This is a genomic window from Sulfuracidifex tepidarius, assembly GCF_008326425.1.
Classification (GTDB): domain Archaea; phylum Thermoproteota; class Thermoprotei_A; order Sulfolobales; family Sulfolobaceae; genus Sulfuracidifex; species Sulfuracidifex tepidarius.
Window position 1 is genome coordinate 339484 of sequence record NZ_AP018929.1, and the last position, 20864, is coordinate 360347.

22 protein-coding genes and 1 pseudogene are annotated in these 20864 nt (G+C 44.3%); 12 read left to right on the forward strand and 11 right to left on the reverse strand.

Annotation, left to right across the window (positions count from 1 at the left end; genetic code table 11):
• Window positions 1–5: 5 nt before the first annotated feature.
• The 8 genes from IC007_RS01640 to IC007_RS01675 all read right to left on the reverse strand — a co-directional run bounded on the left by IC007_RS01640 (window position 6) and on the right by IC007_RS01675 (window position 9736).
• Window positions 6–1253, reverse strand: a complete 1248-nt coding sequence (locus tag IC007_RS01640; protein WP_162205005.1) for a glycosyltransferase — start codon at window positions 1251–1253, stop codon at window positions 6–8.
• A gap of 108 nt (window positions 1254–1361) precedes the next feature.
• Complete coding sequence (locus tag IC007_RS01645; protein ID WP_054846329.1) at window positions 1362–2222, reverse strand: DUF929 domain-containing protein; 861 nt, start codon at window positions 2220–2222, stop codon at window positions 1362–1364.
• 531 nt (window positions 2223–2753) lie between these two features.
• A complete protein-coding gene (locus tag IC007_RS01650) occupies window positions 2754–5003 on the reverse strand; it encodes a hypothetical protein (RefSeq protein WP_054846330.1) in 2250 nt (749 codons plus the stop codon).
• 72 nt (window positions 5004–5075) lie between these two features.
• Entirely contained in the window at window positions 5076–6659 is a 1584-nt protein-coding gene (locus IC007_RS01655) for a hypothetical protein (protein WP_149528253.1), read from the reverse strand.
• Window positions 6660–6952: 293 nt separating this feature from the next.
• Window positions 6953–7186: a hypothetical protein gene (locus IC007_RS01660; protein ID WP_232048963.1), complete on the reverse strand. Its 234-nt coding sequence runs from the start codon at window positions 7184–7186 to the stop codon at window positions 6953–6955.
• Window positions 7187–7191: 5 nt separating this feature from the next.
• Entirely contained in the window at window positions 7192–8415 is a 1224-nt protein-coding gene (locus IC007_RS01665; RefSeq protein WP_054846339.1) for a YeeE/YedE thiosulfate transporter family protein, read from the reverse strand.
• Between the two features lie 273 nt (window positions 8416–8688).
• Complete coding sequence (gene cas6 / locus IC007_RS01670; RefSeq protein ID WP_054846333.1) at window positions 8689–9387, reverse strand: CRISPR-associated endoribonuclease Cas6; 699 nt, start codon at window positions 9385–9387, stop codon at window positions 8689–8691.
• Window positions 9388–9403: 16 nt separating this feature from the next.
• Entirely contained in the window at window positions 9404–9736 is a 333-nt protein-coding gene (locus tag IC007_RS01675; protein ID WP_054846340.1) for a winged helix-turn-helix transcriptional regulator, read from the reverse strand.
• A gap of 55 nt (window positions 9737–9791) precedes the next feature.
• On the opposite strand from IC007_RS01675, the gene IC007_RS01680 reads away from it, so the two are divergent.
• The gene (locus IC007_RS01680) at window positions 9792–9980 is read left to right on the forward strand and encodes a CDGSH iron-sulfur domain-containing protein (protein WP_149528254.1); all 189 of its coding nucleotides are present in this window, start codon (window positions 9792–9794) and stop codon (window positions 9978–9980) included.
• A gap of 111 nt (window positions 9981–10091) precedes the next feature.
• Here IC007_RS01680 and IC007_RS01685 read toward each other — a convergent pair whose 3' ends face one another.
• Window positions 10092–10658 (reverse strand): ParB N-terminal domain-containing protein, encoded by a 567-nt coding sequence (locus tag IC007_RS01685; protein ID WP_232048964.1) that lies wholly within the window; start codon window positions 10656–10658, stop codon window positions 10092–10094.
• On the reverse strand, window positions 10658–10825 hold the full coding sequence (locus IC007_RS13630; protein WP_232048965.1) for a winged helix-turn-helix domain-containing protein: 168 nt from the start codon (window positions 10823–10825) through the stop codon (window positions 10658–10660). The genes IC007_RS01685 and IC007_RS13630 overlap by 1 nt, the downstream gene beginning before the upstream one ends.
• Before the next feature lie 212 nt (window positions 10826–11037).
• Here IC007_RS13630 and IC007_RS01695 point away from each other — a divergent pair, with 212 nt between their 5' ends.
• The 7 genes and pseudogenes from IC007_RS01695 (at window position 11038) to IC007_RS01725 (ending at window position 15351) form a co-directional block, all read left to right on the forward strand.
• Entirely contained in the window at window positions 11038–11331 is a 294-nt protein-coding gene (locus tag IC007_RS01695) for a helix-turn-helix domain-containing protein (RefSeq protein ID WP_054846341.1), read from the forward strand.
• 28 nt (window positions 11332–11359) lie between these two features.
• The gene (locus IC007_RS01700) at window positions 11360–11560 is read left to right on the forward strand and encodes a hypothetical protein (protein ID WP_232048966.1); all 201 of its coding nucleotides are present in this window, start codon (window positions 11360–11362) and stop codon (window positions 11558–11560) included.
• 339 nt (window positions 11561–11899) lie between these two features.
• Complete coding sequence (locus tag IC007_RS01705; protein ID WP_370685800.1) at window positions 11900–12175, forward strand: SWIM zinc finger family protein; 276 nt, start codon at window positions 11900–11902, stop codon at window positions 12173–12175.
• Entirely contained in the window at window positions 12172–12354 is a 183-nt protein-coding gene (locus IC007_RS01710; protein ID WP_054846342.1) for a hypothetical protein, read from the forward strand. Before IC007_RS01705 ends, IC007_RS01710 begins: the two co-directional genes overlap by 4 nt.
• Window positions 12355–12526: 172 nt before the next feature.
• Window positions 12527–12709: a hypothetical protein gene (locus tag IC007_RS13635; protein ID WP_232048967.1), complete on the forward strand. Its 183-nt coding sequence runs from the start codon at window positions 12527–12529 to the stop codon at window positions 12707–12709.
• 266 nt (window positions 12710–12975) lie between these two features.
• Window positions 12976–14111, forward strand: a pseudogene (locus IC007_RS01720) (IS200/IS605 family accessory protein TnpB-related protein).
• Between the two features lie 91 nt (window positions 14112–14202).
• On the forward strand, window positions 14203–15351 hold the full coding sequence (locus IC007_RS01725; protein ID WP_054846847.1) for a hypothetical protein: 1149 nt from the start codon (window positions 14203–14205) through the stop codon (window positions 15349–15351).
• Window positions 15352–15435: 84 nt separating this feature from the next.
• On the opposite strand, the gene IC007_RS01730 is transcribed toward IC007_RS01725, so the two are convergent.
• A complete protein-coding gene (locus tag IC007_RS01730; RefSeq protein WP_054846855.1) occupies window positions 15436–15825 on the reverse strand; it encodes a nucleotidyltransferase domain-containing protein in 390 nt (129 codons plus the stop codon).
• A gap of 351 nt (window positions 15826–16176) precedes the next feature.
• On the opposite strand from IC007_RS01730, the gene IC007_RS01735 reads away from it, so the two are divergent.
• The 4 genes from IC007_RS01735 to IC007_RS01750 all read left to right on the forward strand — a co-directional run bounded on the left by IC007_RS01735 (window position 16177) and on the right by IC007_RS01750 (window position 20849).
• Window positions 16177–17619 carry an MFS transporter gene (locus IC007_RS01735; protein WP_232048968.1) on the forward strand — a complete coding sequence of 481 codons (1443 nt, stop codon included), beginning with the start codon at window positions 16177–16179 and terminating at the stop codon, window positions 17617–17619.
• Between the two features lie 395 nt (window positions 17620–18014).
• Window positions 18015–18545 carry a hypothetical protein gene (locus tag IC007_RS01740; RefSeq protein ID WP_149528256.1) on the forward strand — a complete coding sequence of 177 codons (531 nt, stop codon included), beginning with the start codon at window positions 18015–18017 and terminating at the stop codon, window positions 18543–18545.
• Window positions 18546–18748: 203 nt separating this feature from the next.
• Window positions 18749–19588 carry an ABC transporter permease gene (locus IC007_RS01745; RefSeq protein WP_054846849.1) on the forward strand — a complete coding sequence of 280 codons (840 nt, stop codon included), beginning with the start codon at window positions 18749–18751 and terminating at the stop codon, window positions 19586–19588.
• 331 nt (window positions 19589–19919) lie between these two features.
• Window positions 19920–20849, forward strand: coding sequence for a hypothetical protein (locus tag IC007_RS01750; RefSeq protein WP_054846850.1), 930 nt, complete (start codon window positions 19920–19922; stop codon window positions 20847–20849).
• The last annotated feature ends 15 nt before the right edge of the window (window positions 20850–20864 follow it).

Here is a 20864-nt window from a genome sequence, read left to right on the forward strand (position 1 = left end):
GGAAGCTAAATGAATAGAGTTTTCAACTGCTTAAAGCTCTCCTTTCCTATCAACGAAAACATTGCTAACATGGAGGTTATGAACATAAGTGGGAAAGCGACCAAGGAGTAAATCACTTCTTTTGATTTAATCTTCATGGAATACGACATGGACAGGAGCATGGATACTTCCATCAAGCTATACACGGTCTTTATAGTAGTATTGAATTGGAAGAGATCTACATTTCTCATTAGCCTTATCCCGTGGAGCAGTGCTATCAACATAGCTCTCCTGAATGCAAATACGTCGTTCAGTAAGGGTATCCCAAACTGTTGTCTCTCCATCACGTGATCCAAGATCCTGAGGAAATGGAGGGAGAAATCCATGGTTAGGATAGAATTCTCAGCTAGAACCAGCACTGGTAACAAGTACCAGTAAGTGAGGACGTAAAAGTACACTGGGTTCCTCGTGGTCCTCTCCTCAATTTCTTTCACGTAATAGTAGTACCCAGCCTTGAACCACCTCGTCATTTGGTTGATGAGGTCCTTCAAGTTTGACGGAGGTGCTGTGAGAGCCCTCACACTTTCCTCCATCTTCACTTTGAGACCTCTGGATTTCAGGAACATTGTGATCTCCCTGTCATCACCGTAGAACCCTTCCTTGGGCTTTAAGAATTCTTCTGAATTTATGAACTGAGACACGGCGTCGGTTCTGTACATGGAGCACTGCCCGTTAAGGACCATCAGACCACCGTTCTTCTGTAGAACTCTGGCGTTTATCTTCCTGAAGAAGTCCATGACCCTTGATGAAAAGTAGACTATAGAATTAGGGGAATGCATGACCTCAACGTTGGGCGTTATTCCCCCTGTTTCATCATCGAACCTCGACGCCAGCTCCTCTATCCCGTTTTCCTCAATTACTGTGTCGCTGTCCAACAACATGATAAGTGGAGTCTTCACCTCTCTTACTCCCCTGGATACTGCAACCTTCTTTCCGGAATGCGGGATTTCGATGAACTCCCCGCCCAGCGACTTAGTGATTTCCTTGTAAGGGAAGGAACAACCATCTCCTACTACGATGAATTTCACACCTTGCTTCGCCACAGACTTCACTGTTTCCAGGAAGGTCGACTCGTCCTCCCTGTAAACTGGGATCACCACAGTAACGTCTTTTGCGTGGTACTTCCCGAGTTTCTTCGCAGTCACAGGCTTTCTCCCGTAGATGAAGATTATCAGAAAATACACGATTGAAACAAAGGTCAGCCCTTCGTCCATATATATATAGTCAATAGATAACATTCCTACCTATAGTAAGTATGTATTTGCGTAGAATAAAAAGGTTCACTTAAAAAATGAAGTATTTTCTTTCCCCTCCTTTGCTCGTTAGAAGCAGCTCACTTCTGGAGCTGAGGAAGAGGAAGCCATTGAGATGACCCTTTCAAGGTAGTTGGCTGCGTTGACTATCTCAGTTAAGTTCCCTCCTCCGTTGTTTAGTTGTTCCCACACTCCTTGCACTGACATCCCTTGAAGGTAGGTTGGATTGATCATTGGAGTAGTCATTACCCAAGTACCGTTCGGACCGGTAACTATCAACCCGAAGTTGAGGTGGGGAGGTTTGACTATGTATGCAGAGGCGTTATGGTAACCTTTCACCGGTACTTCGGTTTCATATTTGATAAACAGGGAAGCTATGTCAGAGGAGAGGCTATCGTTTAGTATAGCCTCTCCTTTGTACACGAGTTGACTCGTCAGTATGGGAACGCCTGAGACGTAAGTACCGTTACTCAGAGTCGCGCTTGCGTTGAGGTATTCATTGTATACATACACTACCTTGAAGAGAATGGTGGAATTAGGCGTGAAATTAAGGAATATTAAGCCAGGTATGTTAGAGGCTACCTTGTCGAACGGGTCTGAGGTGTGGTTGTAGTAAGTGAACTTACCGAAATGTGCGAGAGCACCGTATATGGCCCACGATGCAGTAGCTCCGACGGGACATCCTACCCAGGATTGTTCTATTACTTCAACCTTTCCCGCTGGAGCGTAGTCCTGATTGCTTACCTTAACGAACTGGTACATGGGGATAGAAGTCACGTTATATTGGGACGTGCCGTTTGACACTGTCGAGCTCTGGTCAGGTTTAGAGGAAGATGAAGTTGAACCTCCATGATAATGCGGCATTACAATTATCAGAGAAGCCGCAGCTATCAACAGGATCAGCACTCCGATAATTACGAGTTTATTCATATTAGCTTACTCTTTTCTTTGTTAATTTAAAAGTTATTCATAATTTAGGTATAAAAGAAAATAGTGTCTGATTATCGAAAAGCCCTTTCAGGAAATCTATAATAGGTAATAGCTCAGACCTACCACGGATTCCTCAGCGACCTCTGTAAGCCTTACATGGATTTGAACTCCAAACCTTAACATAAAAGTTGTGGAATACAATTCCATAGGTAAAAATGGATATATACATAAGGTATAGAAAAGATTATTAGATATAACAGCTTTAGGACGCTAAAATGACATAGCTAAGGCAATCATCGAGTTAGTAATGTTTCACTAATTAAGTTCATCTAGATAATATATATGTAGTTTGTACTTTTAATTGTTAATTAATATAGAGTAAATAGTAATTAGAAAAGTGAAATACAACACGTTTATGGTCGTTCATGTGTCCATTCTGAGTTCAGTTTATTTGAAGAAGTATAATAGAGGTTCAAAAAGAAAAAAAGTAGATAGGAGAAAAAACGAAAGTTTGCTTTTAAATAATATCTCTTAGTAATACCCTCCGCTTCCACTTCCGCTTGTAGTCGTTGAACTGGTAGTTGTAGACATGTTCAGCTCTGGTAAAGTTATTACCCAAGGTACTGGCTTAAAGAATGTCAGGTTTATCATTACTCCGTTGCCCAATAGGATTGGATCCTGGAATAGGTAGCCAGACTGACCGTAAGTCCACATCTGAGCGTTCATGTCGGGAGTCATGACTAAGGTTATGAAGTGGTTTGTCGCTGAGTACTGGAAGCTCACTACACCGTTTACAGCATAAGCGAAGGCTATGAACGGTACTTCCCCGTCAGGGGCGTCCTTAATCCCTTGCACCGAGTAGTAGACTACGGAGAAGTTGTACACCTTCAACTGACCCGACGTCGTGTTCACATATGTCCCTGGAGGTATCACGACCATTATGTTTCCAGCGTTTATCACGCCTCCCACTGTTCCGTTCACCTGGTATGTGTAGGCATTGAGGGTAGTCAGGTTGAACGTCGGCTTCACCGACGCTATCACGGGCATTGGAGGAGTCACTACTGGCGTGTTAGAGGACTCGAAAATCCATATGACGGGCTTGAAGAACTGGATATTCACCATCATGTTGTCTCCGTATACCCAGTGGTCGGGGAACTTGTATTGCCCTCCAGTGTAAGTCGTTCCGTTGAACGTCCCTCCGAACCAAGTCCAGCTCGTCCATGTGTCTGGGGCGTAGACGAATGTCACTACTGCTGATGGAGACTTGGACGCGTTAACTAGAGAGTAAGCGGGGGAGATATGTCCGTTTATAGCGAAAGCAAATGCGTAAGTCGGAGTCAGGTTAGTCCCCGGAGGAGAGTATACCGCGTTCACGCTCATCAGGATCAACGAGAAGTTATACGTGGACTCGAGACTTCCGTTGGGCAATTCAGCATACGTCCCTGGCTTCAGGACGCTCACTAAATTGCCTGCCTGGACTACAGCACCCTTTGACGCGTTAACTGTCACTGTAGTCTCCTTTGCCACGTTGAATGTAGGCGTATTGAGGTTGTAGTAAAGTGTGTCGCTCTGAGTACTGACTGGAGTGACGTTCCACACTTCGTTAGTTATCTCCCAGGAGGAGGTAGTTGAGTTGTACACTAGTTCAGCCTTCAAAGACACGTGGAGGTCGTATATCGCGGGGTAAGTCGGTTCCCCTTTGTTCACGAAGAGTAGGAACGGAGTTACGTTAGCGTAGAACGTAGCGTTTGCTTGTTGAGGAGACAGCTGTACGCTCACACTAGGCGTCACTGCAGTACCGTTGGGCAACAAGTTCTGCGAGTATTCTGCCGCGAAGATGAAGTAGTTGTCCCAGGACGTGAAGAAATTCTCTATAGAGGATAATCCGCTGTAAGTCCCGTTCTTCAGACCCGCGGGTAGCTGTCCGTTTATCTGCAAGGTAGCGTCAGGGGAGAAGGAGGAGGCTATGACGTTAGCTGGGAACTCTGCACCCAGAGCGTTGATCTGTGACAGCACGGTGGAGGTCACTTGGTTCTCCTGTAGGTCGTGCTGTGAAGGATATCCCGCTATGACCGCTGAAGGCGGTATCTCATTTCCGTTCCATTGTAAGGAGGTTATCAACAAGGCTCCGTTGACCTCAGCTATTGTGAACGTCACTGAGGCGTTGAAGACTTGAAGGTAAACTGGGTCGGAGGAAGGAGCTACGAAGTACTGGACTACAGCACTCACGTAGTATGTAGACCCGGAGGATGTGACTGTAGGCAATGCGGTGGTGTAGAAGTAGACAGTCTCGTACTGGCTAAAGAAGTCTGAAAGCCAAGTGGAGTTAAAGGTATTGAAGTCGTATTCACCAGGGAACGGGGTTCCCTTCACTGTGGCGGTGAAGTTGCTAGACAGGAACGGAGTTACGTCTGAAGGGGACTCTATAGCTACTCCGTCCAGGAATTCAAACACCGGCGTCAAGGGACTCTTGCCTTCATGGGAGAGAGCCATGTACATCTGCATTAAGCTTTGGTACTTACTCTGGAGAGAGCTGTAGTTCCCCTGCAGGGCCTGATACTTAGAGTAGTTCCCTTGGGCCAGCTTCATGTAGTACGATTCGTTAGCAGATGCCTGAGATAAAGCCTTGCTCAGGGAAGACTGGGCTTGTGACGCTGAAGAATATGAGGAAGAAACTGAGGAATATTGGGACTGCACAGTGGAGTATTCAAAAAATCCCACTGCTGCTATTATCAATAGAATCACAATTACTATTGAAAGACCTACTGTCTTACTGTCCATTAAGCCTATCGAAGGGATAGACTTAAAAAGGTTTTACCCAAATCTCTTTTTCTTCAATAAAAAAGGATAAAATTAGTCAATAATGTCTACCGGGTCTTGGGTGGAAGGCCTGTATTCAAGTTCTTGTTTCACACACTTAACCTTAGAGAGGAACCCCTTACTACAAGTATCTTCCTTCAGTTTTTCACCTTGAGGGGAGAATAGAATATACCTGAACTCGTTATCTTCCTCCACTTTCACTACGACGCCTTTGTCTTTGTATCCGGCTGAAATTACATGGTTGAACTTTTGCGCTCCTATCAAGGACGACACATCAACCACGTCTAATGTTCCCTTGACCTCTCCCTCTTCGGATAACTTCACCAAGTGATGTTTTCCATTACAAAGAAGATCCACTATGACGTGGTCTCTTCTGACTACCTTTTCAGAACATCCTGACACTTGCCCCATGGTCTTGTATGCTAGCTTAACAGCGTAAGAGTCGGTGATGGAGTCCCTCCTTTCCTTCACTTTCCCTTCCAACGACAGCACGACTACGTGATCCATGTTTCCGTCGCTGACAGAGACTTGGATAGAGTCTTTCATTAGAGTTGATTTCACCTCGCACCCAGGGAACTCTTTTCTTCCCCATAATTCCCCGAACTTCTCGTTTACATTGATGAACTTAGGTTTCACCGAACTTCCATCGTGTTTCACGATGAACTCCATTACCCCCGTCTCACCTGAACCTTTCACGTTCCATCCTTTCTCACTGAATTCAACGTTAATTACACTCGGGTTCGAGAGCATGTTGTTGAGGAAGAAAGTTTGGGCATCCTCCTTCACCTTTGCGGAAGGAATTCCGATCCTTTCACATGAGGCGTCCCCCGTGTGTGGATCAACCTTACACTTGTAGAGAGTAGTGTTGTCCTCGGCGTATACGATGAACTCACCCTTGGTGAGAAGTGCCCTTCCGTTCACCTTCTTCTCAACTATAGATACCGCATGCCTCTCCGTGATCTTCAGCTCCTTGGAGACGATAACTCCGACCTTGTTCAGCTCAAGGATCCCGTTCCAGTTTTCGTCTGAATAAGTCACAACGTAACCGTCTCCCCTGTCCTTTATCTCTATTTTTGACTCGTCATCTAAGTTAAACTCTGACTTAACCAACGAAAATACGCTGTCCCTTTTCAACGGGGCTATGTTCACCTTGGTTTGACCATTAACGTTCACCTCGGCAGTTGTTATCCCCACAGAGAAGAGGAACGTAAAGGAGGATGGATACCAAAGCTGTTTCATTTCCTCTATTTTCGAACTGAGAAGTTCGGCAGAAGAAGGTATCTCCCTCTTAGCTGTCTCTATCACCTTGGGCTCTGGCGGAGCTCCTTGGTTAACATACTTCACCGAGAACGGGACCTCAAATGAGGGGTCTCCCTTAACTTTCACTTCCTCCCCCTCACTGTTTAAGTAAAGTGTTGTTGTAAGAGTTCTCGTTCTCTTGTCATTAGGGAAGTCGTATTCAAGGGTCACCTTATAGGCGTAAAGAGGGAAAAGAGTAGCTGAGCAATCCTGTAATACGGGCTTAGCTCTGAACCCTGAGACCTGAGAGAGAGCTCTATTGATGGCCTCCTCATAACTCGTTGAGAACAGGACGCCCTCGTTAACTTGGGTGTTCATAAAAGTCGTTTCGAACTAACCTAAAAAACTCTTTTCGTTTTATTTCTAGCCTCAAAAAGAAAATGTTTTCTAGAAATAGAGTGGTTTAAGAAAGTCCGATCTTTATGATATTTATGGTATTTGAAAGAGAGGTCGCGAGAGTCTAGTGATGAGGTAAGACAGACGATGTGGAATGCATATATGAATTGGAGAAAGAAAACATGGGAGATTGTTAAGCGAAAAAGGAAAGGAGAAAGAAAAAAAGGATTAGAATGAACATGATGGGATAAATATAGGTAAACATCACGTCTTTTTCATTTAGGTTTGCCAAGTCTAGACTCCGGAAACTGACTATAGACAGCAGCTGCTATCACCAACAGCATCACCGTAATTAACCCCACTGTGGCTACTTGAGCTCCTGTCAAAGGAGCTGTAGCGGAGTCGTTAGTTACCCATGCAGCTAAGGCTATTTGCAACAGGAAAGCTATCAGAAATATGACCTTGAAAGCTCTGTCCATGCGTTCCAATCTGTCCTGAGAGATCGCCATTCCGATCACCTATAAAGGAAGTGTGCAACTAACAGCATTGCTGCGAAGACCGCAAATGCGAACTCCCATCCGCTGAGGGCCATCTGTATTCCTCCACTGAGTATGTGTCCAGACGCACATCCACCTGCCATTCTGGCCCCTAGCAACATCAAGTAAGCTCCTCCGAAGGATCCCAAGAACCTCACGGCTTGGTTATTTCCGAACTTCGCTGCCCAGCTTGGAGGAATGATGTTCCTGAACGAGGTGAACCTCCTAGTGATGAAGATTGACGCGAAGAAAGCCCCCATCAACGTTCCGATATCACTGAAAGGTTCCCATCCTATACCCTTGAACACTATCTCGCTGTACTTGTAGTCAGGGAGGAAGAGCTGTCCTGCGAGCCAAGACATGGTGGTTGACTCCCCGAATATCTGGTGAAGGAACATCTCTAAAACGACAGTAAGTCCAACTACACCCGCAACAGATATCATGAACCATCTAGTCACGTTGTCCTCAGTAGCGTAGTACTCGTTCACCTTCTTTGCGATAGTCTTCTCCCCGTAAGGCAAACCTCCGTCGGTTAAGTACTCAGCTGTGTCCATGTGTTTCTGAACTTCTAATGGAGTCATCCTCTTTTCTACGTTAGCTCTCAAGCACGATCTCGCTCCTCCCTTGTATCTCGGCATATAGTAAGCTATTGTGAACAGAGCCGCGGCGTAAACTAGGGATATGAGGAATAAATCAATCCTAGTCAATCCAGCGAAAGGTTGGATCACGTAAGTTGATACTTTCTCTCCCCCTATTACAACGCTACCGAAGTTCAGTGTGTGAATCAACCAATAACCGGCAGGTGTCTGGTAAATGATAGTCCATGTTGCTGCGCCTAGAATGGCACCCAGAACAGCGTATATAGCGTCCCTCCTTCCTTCTCCGAGGGCCATCCATATGGAACCAGGGAAATATCCAGAAATCGCTAAGCCGGCACCGAAAAGGACTCCCCCTAGCCCAACCCCTATGACATAGAGGGGCTTAGGAGACCAGTGGAAACCCACGCCTGCAGCGTAAAGTCCAAATATTACTGGGGTCGCAATAGCGAAACCTATGAGGATGCAGTCCAAGAACAGTCTGTCCTCCCACTTAGCTAGCCTGATCAGGGTCTCTGGGTTGGAGATGCCCCAGGCTTCTGCAGCTCCTCCTATTATGAAGCCTATGAGGAGACCCACCCACATGGGTGCGGTAAATGTTATCATTTTTCTTTTCACCTAAAGATCTCTTCTTCCATTTTTCAACTAAATTTTTTATTTACTATATTTGTAATGAAGTTCAATAACACTGTGAAGATTAGTTTAGAAACTAACTAAAAATATAGTGAACTGTCTGAGGAAAATTGATATTGCCTGATCATAGGAAAAAAACCTCCTATCCACCCGTTAGTCGTAAAGACGATTTGAAACGACACGTCGAAGAGTCTTCAGATCTCTCAACTTCACAATTTTATGTCAAATCCTATTTTTCAGCTCTCTTCACTCCCTTACACTTACACCCTCCTTCTCTATCATTCCGAAACCTTGGCTGTTCTTGCTTCCCAAACCAGCTTCATATACTATTTTTATAAGAGACAATGGACCGCTCAACTTGAACTTCCCTTTCCACGCCATGACACTATTGTTCTTATAGGACACTTTAACGCTCTCAGCTTCCAGCGTGACCACCTTGAGAGGTGTCGTAGGTTTGGGCTTTTGAAGGCTCATCAACTTCCTCTCAGCGTTTAACGACACTAAGTGTTGAAATTCTATTTGATAAGGGGACAGGTACTTTATCCCTTGAGCGTGTTTGTAGACCGTGACGGGGGAGAGAGTATAGAACACTCCTTCCTCGACCTTACTCTCGCTTACCTTGACGCTTTCCACCACGAACTCGCCTTTCCCCACCCTGAAGCGGGGGTTATCCATAAATTCCTTAGCTAAGGAAGTCACGATTAACTCCACTGGAGAGGAGAAACAGAGGGACGCGTCGGACTTAAAGACCAGGGTTCTGTCCTTCCTCTGGAAGTCTCCCAACAGTCTAGAGAAGGTGAACAATTTGAACCTTCTAGGTCCTTGTTCGAATCCTTTGTCGTGAATGGTCTGAGATATGATCTGTGGCATCTTGTTGTAGAACGCAGACTGTACGTAATAGTTATAGTGGGAAGGGACTTCTCCGCCCAAATGTTTCAGTTTCATACATAATCTCATGCTCTCACAAGAGAGAATCTCCCCACTTCCTTCCCCATCTGCCTAACTCGTCGAAGACAGGTTTCAGATCGTAACCTTTCTCAGTGAGTCTATACATCACCTTGAACGGCCTAGTGCTCACCACTTCCCTCTCTACTATGCTCTTGGACTCTAAGAACTTGAGGGTAAGGGAGAGAGTCTTGGAGCTCAATTTGGTAGCACGCAGGAGCTCGTTGAAGCCCTTCTCACCGTCGAAGAGGTAATGAAGCACGAGAAGTCTGGCTTCCGTACCGACAGACTCTATTGCTGAAACTACAGGACAGATTTCCTCGTTTCCATCTTGTTGATTAAACGCCATGTCATTTATTCTACTATACAAGTAGCTTAAATACTTTACATAGTACAGTAAGTGCATGGCAAGGTTCGTAAAACACGAGGAAAGAGGTCCGTATCAAGTGAAGGCTTCCAACGGGGAGGTTTTTTACGTCTGTGGGTGTGGGCTTTCGAGGAACAAGCCTTACTGCGACGGTAGCCATAAGAGAACGCAGGACGAGCAGGGAATATACGTCTACGAAGGGGAGACCAGAGTGAAGTTAGCGTAAGGAAAGAGCAGATATGAGACGTCTTTTTTACCTTTATTCTCTCATAATAACAAGGAAAGGAAAATTTTTTAAAAATGTATATAATTCTTAATACGGGAAGAGGAATTCTTCTCAAGGAAATGTGGAGAGATAGAGCGTAGATAAGTAGGAGGAGGAAGAAAAGATCATTGTTACTATATTATTTATCTGAACGTCTGGTACTAGTTTCTTCAGTTCTTCCTTTATCTCCCTGGATTCTTGCCTTGCTGAAATATTTTCAGAATCTACTGTAGATATTGTAGCACTAGTGCTACGATTTTGTTCATCTATATTATCTTTTTTCAGTCTCTTTTTCATTTCATGAATTTTATCATTTAGTAGTACTAGCTCGTCCTTAGTTAAGTGCTTCCTCTTTAAGTTCAAGCTTGCAATGATATCAAGTTCTTCCTCCCTCCCGCTTGTCTCGTAGACCTCGGCTGGGATTTCCGCTATTCCTAATTCTCTAGCAATTCTGAGCCTCGTATAACCGTCTAGCAATTCGCCGTTCTTATTTACAATAACTGGAAATAGAAAGCCATGCTCTTTTATAGCCTTCTTTAATTCCTCGTATTGATTATTTTCTGGAATAAGGGCTTTATAATCTTCGACTTCCTTAATATAGTCTATGTTAAGCTTAGTCCTAGATATGAACCTAGCCATTATACATTCACCGTCTCCTTTAACCTTTCAATTTCCTTAATGAACTCGTCCAGCATTTGCTTACCTTTCTCAGTAATTACATATTTTCCATCTTTGGTCTCTATCGCTCCTAGTGCTAATAATTTGTATATATTATCCCTAACGGTATTGTATATCTGCCTCTTCACTAATTTCAGCTATTGTTTTAGCTTCCTTCTTTTTCTTTAGAAAAGCGAGGATTTTATACATAGGGATTCCTTTTGGATCTCTTTCTACTGTCATATTTATGGTGTAATGTTATACCTTACACGATATTTAAATCTTTCTGTATCTCGTTTCACATTACAAATTACATAACATTATATGAAGAGTAGGCTGAAAGTATCATGTAGTGGTTAGCATGACAAGTGAAAAGCCGTTTGCATTAAGCGAAGTCGCCCAGAGAGTTTTAATAGTATTAGGAAGGGAAAATCGGGGTTTAACTGTAAGGGAATTAGTAGAGAAGACAGATACTAATAGTGGGAGTATAAAGAGGGCGTTAGAGGAGTTAGCGGAACTTAAGCTGATAAAAGAGGAAAGGGAGAACGTTTTCCCTTACAGGAGGCTAATTAGTTTAACAGAACTCGGAAAAGAAGTAGCTAAAAGAGTTATAGAAATAGAGGAATTAGTTAAGAAAGTGCGGGCTAATGACTGAATAGTGGAAAGTAGTATTTCATATTAAAATGAAAAAACTAGCGAGAGACTTTCAGCGTGGTGAATTAGATAGAATAGAGGAAACTTTGGATAAGCTTACTAAGATGGAACTAAATGAGCTTAATATGAAGAAATTAGAAGGATGGAAAGATAACAAAAATAGGGATATTTATAGGATAAGAGTCGGGAGAGACATAAGAATACTTGTCTCTTTTGACAATGATAAATAAGGAAATTCATGTATGGAGAATCACTAGGAGGGAATCTGCTTACGATGAATAACATCACTCTCTTTCTTAAGCTCTTCGAACAGCTTATGTAATTCTTCACTATTATTAATTACAATAATCTCATCGGTCTCTGGCTCTATTATTTTGATTTGCATCTTTTTCATAAGTAATAGTTTGGATACGCCACTTAAAAAAGTATAATGGCCCGTATACTGTGTTCTGTTTAAAGTTGCACAGAAAAATTTAAATATTGTGTAATGTATAACATTACACAGAACAAACACGATTTCCACCCAAATCCCCAAAAGTTATGTAGAGAGAACCTCAGTTTTTTACACATTGGGAGAAGGGATTGTTATTTCAGCAGATATACAAAGTAAGTCCAAGGCTAACCTAGTTCATTATACCAGAGTAGTATTGGATCCCCTAACTATGAAAGTTATGAAAAGTGGTTGTGACTGCGAGGGATATACATTTAGAAGACATTGCTGGCACATTGAAACACTAAAACAGTCAGTAGCTTCTGATGAGAAGGTTAGAGAAGAGGTAATGAAGGCTAAAGAGGAGCTGATGAGGATAGAAGAAGACATTGCGAGGTGGGGAGAGATGATATGACTGAAGTCCTGCAGACTCAGAAGAATTTAGAAGAATTAGTTAAACTATTACGTATCTACTTCCAGCTTGATGAAATCCTCAGTTTCAGTTTAGAGGAATTAGGCGATGATGAGGTAGTAGTAGAGATATCAGCAGTTAAGGACAGGATAAGAATGATTATACAGAGGATGATAAGCTGAGGTGATTAAAATTGAAAACAGCAGAAATCCTTATATCTTTAAATTCTAAAAATAGAAATATGGAACAAATAGTTGATTTACCAGATCCAGCAAGATACAGTACCCGGACGAGATAAAACTACCCGACGGGACACTTTTAATGGGAAAGACTTATGCAGAAAGTGGAATTATTATGAATAGAAAAAAGTGGAGGTTGTATATTACTTATCAGAGACTCGATAACGACCCTGATAATCCTAGACCTATATTGAAATCGACACAAAACGGGGTAATATACAGACTACCAGACGACCCGATTACACAGATGATATTGGGATATATCAAAGAAACCCCGGTTGTACACCTGAAGAGGTAATGGGTATAGTTCTCTCTTGGTATCAGGAAAACGGTGTAGATCTCCTTTCAAATGAGGATAGAATGTCACTTGGTCTAGCTATATATACACGATACAATTAGTTTACTGGCATTTTATGCGCTACTTAGGATAGAAAAGTGAGAATGGAAAAAAGTTATGACTTATCTTAATGGGGGTTCAAAGGGGGCGGAAGACCCCTTCCTTGAGGGAGGGGATGGATAGTCCCCTTTGTTTAAATATTAGTTTTTTTCGAAATTCTTTTTTTAATGGCTGGGAGGGTTAAAGCGATCAGAGCTACTGTTTCTATGAAGATCGCTCTCTCTGAACCCCTCCTAGCCCTCGTGAACAACTACGTGAAAGCAATACGTTTTTCGTTATTTTGGTTGAAGGAGAACGTGAGAAATCCGGAAGAGAAGGGAGTGTTAGGAAAAGTCCACGAGGAGTTATACACGAAGTTAAGAGAGGAATACGACCTACCTTCAAAGGTTGCTGAGGACTGTTATAGGGATGCTCTAGCGACGTACAAGGGTTGGTACAACAACCCGAGAAGAGGACGTTTCCCGAGAGTGTACAAACCTACAGTGTGGCTACCCTAGAGCGAGCTATAGCGTGGACTTCGATAACATGACTGTTAGGATAGCGAGTGTTGGTGAAAACTACCACTGGGTTATCCCAGGAACCTCAAGGACTACATGAGTTGGAGGATGAAGGAGGCTAGGCTAGTGGTTAACCATGATAAGGCTTTCCTCAAGGTCGTTTTTGAGAGACCGAAAGAGGAAGTCGAAGCTAAATCAAGCGTTGCTGTTGATATCAATATGAACGAAATAGTTGTTGGCAAGGACGATACACACTACGTCAGGATTCCGACTCGCCTTCACGAGGTTCACCAGTGGAAGTCTTCAGCTGAAAACCTTCAAAAGAATTAACCCAAAGAGGTGGAGGGAGAACGAGAGGATTCTTCACAGGATTCGTTCTCTTCATCAAAAGGCTAAGAGGATTACGGAGGATGCTAGAAAAGTGGGAAAGTGGGTTGTTGAGGTTGCTGAGGATTTCGGTGCCAACGTTATTAAGTTAGAGAGAACCTCAAGAACCTGATTAAACGTGTTAACAAACTACCACTTGATCGGGGATAGGTTGTATTTGATGCAATATCGTAGGATTCAATATTGGGTTGAGTGGCAAGCTGAGAAGCGTGGCGGTCGTAGAATTCGTGAATCCCAGTTACTCTTCCGTTTCATGCCCTAAAAGTAGGAAAAGGATGGAGGAGAAAGGATATCGTTGGTCTAGGTGTGCTTGTGGTTATGAGAACGACCGTGACGTTATTGCGATCATGAACCTAAATAGGGGTTCTCTGACCCTCTCGTCTGTCCCTCAAATGAGAGATGTAAACTCGAATCGATGAGGGGAACCCTCGCCGTGGCGGGGAGGAAGTCAGATGTCTCCAATATATATAGAACTACAACGAGATATTCCTTGTGTTAAGATCTCTTTTGATGGACATCTTAATCCTAACCTCCTTGATAACGTTAACTGGGACTGTGAGCAACAGTACGGACTACGGTTATGAGTTCGGATACGTATACATGAACGGAATACAATCCATAATCAATGTGTATAATTGCTCCGTATCCCCTGGGTCTCCTCCAATATCGATACAGGAGAACACTTGCCTTAACGCTGATGGGACTTACCTTTTCGTACAGAACGTGGTCTATTACTACCTAGGTGAAACGTGCTGGGAGACTAGCATAGAAGAGAACGGGAACTATGTGACGAGTTATCAAAGGGTAGAGGGGAACACGTTCAACTTGACCACGACGTGGGACAACGAGTCAGGGAAGCTGGAAATAACTTTCATGTTCTCTAATTTCACATGGTCCTCCAAAGTGACCCGTGTGGTGGACGTCCCTCTGACGTCTGTGGTTTACGTAGGTAGGAACGCAGGTACGGTCATAGGCGGATACGGGAACTCGCTCACTTCTACTCTAGGGAAGGGTTTCAACGTGTCGATCAGAGAGTACTTCGAGTGGAACGGGAAGTGGTACGTACCTCCGGTCGCCTTCAGTGGGTATCAAATCACGGGAGAGAGCGCTGAGAATGGGTCAGCTACTTTCTATGACGGGAAGGTCTGGGTCACCCATGGGGACGCCGGAGTTCAGGAGCTCTATAACTATAGCGTTGTGGTAGTAAACGGTACCTTCTTCACCTTCCCTCCTGGAAGCCTCTGGTATGCGGACGGAATACCATTCGTGAACTCCACCTCGCTGGGAAGCGTGGCTCCGTTCTGCTTCTTCAACCATTCCTTCAGCGGGAGGGAAATCAGAGTGGTCTTCTCTGCTCCCGTCATGATAGACGGTGTAGTCTCGAGGGTGTTTTACCTTCCCTCACCGGAAACGGTTTACTTGAGGAACGGAACCAAATGCGAACCTATGTACTTCTCTTCTAACGTCACCGTCAACCCCATTTCAAACGCTTCGTCCAGTAGCTCAACTCGTGTATCCAAGGCCAGCGTTGACGAGAGTAACGTTAGCGTGAAAGGAGGAGGGATCTCCCTTCCTGTGAAGGTCTTGATATTTATTCTATTCGTGGGAGTAAACTTGGCAGGCATAATAGCAGTGAAGAGACCTAAAAAGGGAGAGTGAATCCGAATTTTCGGTGTCACTTTGGCAAGCGTCCTTGTCTTCATCTCTCTCGATATTTAAGTAAGGCAGTGTGAAACCGAGACACTACACAGTCTCCCATCCGTTTTCTGTCCTTATGAGTCCCTCTACTCTTTTCATTACTAATTTTCTTACTCCACCCACTTTGAGAGGATCGCAAATCAACTTACCATCATAAAAAGCGTCTATTACTACCAAGTCGAAATCCCTTACACACCTTTCCAAGGAGGAGAGATCTACGAAATGAATGTCTACAGCACTAGAGGAAGGCGTAGGAGGGCATCTCTTACCTATTACAAGTAGGTCATAGTCGCTTTCAGGTCCGTTCGTATTTCTAGCCCTGGAACCGAAAAGTATCACAGAATACCCCCGGCACAAGATTGACGTATATTCCCTGACTTCTTCGGATTCCCTTTCTTCGGAACGTTTTTCCCTTCCTTGTTGATAATTTTTCATGTGACTTATCGGCTCTTCCAAGTTATTATTTTGTCTCTTTAATGACATCCTAAAGAAGAGCCTAACAGAGGTCACCTATGTTAACTTTTGCGAGCTACGTCGAAAGCGATGAGGTAAACTTCACTTTCTAAATCGTTTTCACTGGGAGACACCGAGAATCAAGGAGACAAAGAGGAACATGTGAAAGACAAGGTCACCTATTTTTCAATTAATCTAAAATCCTCTTGCCTAATAAAAACTTATAATAGAATAGAAAGCTAATTTAATTTATCGCATACTATTTAAACTAACTCTTACTAATTCATGAAAGTTTAAATCATATGTAACACTATATATTACTCGGTGTGAATCGTGTCTAACGGTAAAACTAAGACAGACATTCCGTTCAGGTTGGATCGTCTACCTTGGTCGAGGTGGCACGTGCTCGTGGTCGTGGCTCTAGGGATAACGTGGATCCTTGACGGTCTGGAGGTCACAATTGTGGGCGTAATCAGCGACGTGTTGCAGAAGCCCACTACGCTGGCACTGTCGTCATTTGAGGCAGGTTTCCTGGGTACTGCCTACTTAATAGGGGCAGTCGTGGGAGCTATCGTTTTCTCCTACCTCACCGACAAGTACGGGAGGAAGAGGCTCTTCATGATCACCTTGGGAACCTACATAGTGGGGACGGTGCTGTCAGCGTTCTCCTTCAACTTCGCCAGCATCGCCGTGTTCAGGATAATAACGGGTCTCGGGATAGGAGGAGAGTACTCAGCAATAAACTCAGCAATCGACGAGCTGATACCCGCTAGGGTGAGAGGATGGGTCGACCTCGCAATAAACGGGAGCTGGTGGGTAGGAACAATGGTAGGTTCGGCTCTGTCCCTCTACCTGCTGAACCCGGCGTTCTTCCCCATCGACTTGGGCTGGCGTCTGTCCTTCGCTGTAGGGGCTTCCCTGGGCCTCGCAGTCCTCCTCATAAGGAGATATCTGCCGGAGAGCCCGAGGTGGCTCCTCGTGCACGGAAGGGAGGAGGAAGCGAAGGAGGTAGTATCTGAGATAGAGAACAAAGTGAGTCATCAGACAGGGAAGGAGCTTGAAGAGCCCAACAAGACGCTGGAGATAAACCCGATAGGAAGCGTGGGCTTCGGGACGGTGTTCCATTCAGTATTCGGCAGATACCCGAAGAGAGCAGTGCTGGGGCTCTGGCTGATGGCAGGACAAGCTTTCCTGTACAACGCAATATTCTTCACCTACGCTCTCCTACTATCCAAGTTTTACGGTGTCCCTGTAGACCAGACCGGGTTGTACATATTCCCGTTTGCTATAGGGAACTTCGTGGGACCTCTTCTGATAGGGAAGCTCTTCGACACCTTCGGTAGAAAGCCCATGATAGCGTTCACTTACATCTTCTCGGGTGTACTCCTAGCAATCACGGGATACCTCTTCATGATAGGAGTGTTAAGTGCCATCACTCAGACTTTAGCTTGGGTAGTGATATTCTTCTTCGCTTCAGCTGGAGCCAGCTCAGCTTACCTCACTGTCAGTGAAGTGTTCCCTCTCGAGATAAGGGCTATGGCAATAGCGTTGTTCTATGCCGTCGGAACCGCAATAGGAGGAGTAGCAGCTCCCTCCATATTCGGTGCTCTGATAGGGTCGGGAAGCCCGGTGAACGTGTTTTACGGCTACTTAGTGGGCGCTATCCTGATGGCAGCTGCAGGAGTTGTGGAGATAGCGTTCGGCGTTAAGGCTGAGAGGAAGAGCTTAGAGGAAGTAGCAGCTCCTCTAAGCGAGGTAATTGAAAACCCCTACTGATAAGGGACGGGAAAAGTCCCTTTTTTCTTTCCTTCTTTTTCTTTCCCCATGCCCATGGTCGTCTTTCTTTACTTCGTTGGTATGAAGACCGTTCAGAGATATTTCTCATCTCATTTACAGAGGCATTTTTTAGAACCTAGAAGATGAATAGCATTGGTCTTAAGAACATGGAGACACTACCATCTTCTCTCAGTCCTGCGAGTATATCTCCTGACAAAAAGAAGAGACCTTAAACGAAAATCACGAACTGTTAGCGGGAACATTTGAATCATTACGTTTCACAAAATTCTCATATACCTTTTATTTAACTATTTATGAACTTTTTCTAGATAATTGAAGAAAGTCAGTTTTTTTAAACTTTGAAGACACACATAAACTCTAGTGGGCGAAAATCCTTGAGAAACATGTCGTGGAGCAAATGGTTCAGCTATACCTTACTGATGGTTGCGATTCCCTCTCTCCTCATATCGTTGGTAGTTGAGGACATGGCCTCCTTCGCGGGGCTCGAGGAGGACTATTCCCTGATGCTCTACACGGTTTCCTTGATAATGTCGTTCTCACTCCTGTCAGCTGTAATGAGGAAATTCCTGGTCTCAAAAGGTTTAACTCCTTCTTTCTCGACGAAGACTTACATTGATAACAAGACAGTTATATCCAACTCTTTCCTTAAGGAGATGGAGAAGAAGCTTTCAAAGGTGGACAAGGAGGAGGAGCCCGAGAGGTACGTGCATTTAGCGTCTATGTTGGGGATGTCCTACTTGCAGAACGCCATCGCGTTTCAGGACAGGGAAATGTTCACAAAGGCATTGTCGCTGAAAGAGGAAATAGAGAAGTTCCTGAAGTCTCACAAGGTAAAGCCCGAAGCTAGAACCATGTTCGAAGGGTTCAAGTCTAAGATAGAGCATTCCAAGGGAAACTTCAAGTGAGGTTTCCCCATGTCTGTGTGAACCAAGTGAAGGTTGATCTAAACTTTCATTTTTTCAAAAATAGTTTGTTATAATTCTATTATAAAATTTGCTAACTTAAATTTCTCTCTAGATCTTAAGAAGAGAAGTGAAACAAGGGTGAATTAGGACTTTTAAAAGTGTCTTGGCAGACCTTTTTAAGTGGTGTTCGCCTAAAGTCATTGATGATAGAAAAGGTAATTACTTATGAAATGAAGCGGGCTGTTGCGAGGAGGAAAGTCATTACTCTGGTTGCTATAACACTCGTGTTTGAGATAGGAATTTACGGGCTCCTAGCTTACGCTAATACTGCGAGGGTCTCACAACTCCTCGACCCATTTCACCCATACCTTTGGCTTGTAGGAATACTCCTACCGCAGTCGCTCTTACTTCACTTCATTGCCATTTCAGTGTCTTCAGGGTCAATGAGCGAAGAGTACGAACAGGGCACGGTGGACTTCTTCATGACAAAACCCATAACTAGGTTCACCTTCGTTTCGGGGAAGTACGTGGGTGGATTCATCCTAGTTAGTGTGATCTACCTCTTGATGGTAGCTATTTCCTTAGTCATGTCTTTCTCTCTCTTCGGGGCTCAGAAGTACGTTTACTTCCTTCCTACCATAGTGGGGAGCGTGATCCTCTCAGCTCTGGTCTTCTACTCTATAGCCTTCATGTTGGGGGAAGCGTTAAGGAAGAGTAGTTTAGCCTTTCTCGTCTCTAGCTCCATCCTGATAGGATCTATCCTAGTTACGACTATCCTTATATTCGTGGCTACAATACTCAAGGACCCGACGTATTCGTCATACGCTCAGTACTTACCCAGCTGGGGAGCCGAGGAGTTACCCTTCTTTGTAGCACAGAAGGTACCTAACGTTTACTTATTACTGAACTTCCTCTCAGTGTTTCCGATAGGGCAAGGGACCATAGCCCAAGCCGCAGTCTCGATCTTCGGTTTCTCATCCATCCCTACAGCTTTGAGTTACATCTCCTTCCTAAGAAGGGACGTGCCAAAGAAGGTCAGCTGAGGAGTATCAGGGAAGACGTGGAGATAAAAAATAAAAAACCTCAATCTATATTTGCTCAACTAACACGTAGATCGCCTTGATTCTTTTTTTAGTATAAGAGAAGTCCTAAATTCATTTTTAAATTCCCAGTTAGCGAAGGACTCAACCACGCTTAAACAAGCGTGGGAAAAATCTAAAATTCGGCTTGGGCTTTAGAGTTTCAAGGAGCGAAAGACGACACTCCCAGTCATGTCTGCACTCCCCTTGAAGACTTCCACTCTCTTGAGTTTTTGACCCTCATGAATAAACAGATTTGGAACGTCTTTTTAACTCACGAGGAATCACTAAGAATATGCAAGTTAAAGTAACAGACATATTTGTAATTGCTCTTCTCATAGCTCTGACCATATCCTTTGCTTACGCAGCTTCTCCATCTCAGACTCAACAAGTAACAACGTCAACGCAGAGGGGAAACGCCCCCCCTGCAGTGGCGGAAGGACAGTTCTCGAACTTCTCTCAAGCCTTCATGGAGCTAGGGACCGTTATCAAGGGTCTACCCACCAACGAGCTGAACTCTGGGATTGCAGGCGCTCTGTTCTCAGAGTTCTCAGGAAAATTGGGGACAACAGAGGTTCTAGTTATAAGGAACCAAACCCAAGATTCGATAGAAGGTAAAATAGTGGTCGACACTACTTCTAACTTCGGGCCCACTTACAAGGAGATTCAGAGCGGTCTGGTTCTGTTTGCAAACTTCACATCCAATTTCACAACTACTTTCGGAGACCTGGACGGCTACGGTCTGGCTTTCCAGTATTTATCGGGCTCTACCAACCTTTGTATCTCAGTATACAAGGGAACAGGGACACAATTTGAGGGAGCGTTGAGTGCGTTATCACTCCCCATGGTCATCTCCTACAACCAGACTATGTCTCCTTCACTGTCTGGTCTGAACAACACCGGCATACTCTTCGTTAATGTGACAGCGTTAGAAGAGATGTCGATAACTCCCACCGTCAACGTTAAGGGAGACTACTGGATACTCACTTACGAACCTTATAACGTGAGCGTGATCATAACTCACGGGAATGATACTTCCTCCCTTCTATCAGGTTACAGCTTCGTCGGTTACAGGGGAGGTTATCCTACCTTCTCGGACTCTTCAATGATAGCGTCGTATACCACAATTCAATCGGGGTTCTGGAAGGGTGACACTGCAGTAGTCTTCGCCTCTTCCTCTTACTCTCAACTGTCAAAGACGATGAAGGAGCTGGAGTTTTCGTAGATTGTCAAAGTCGCA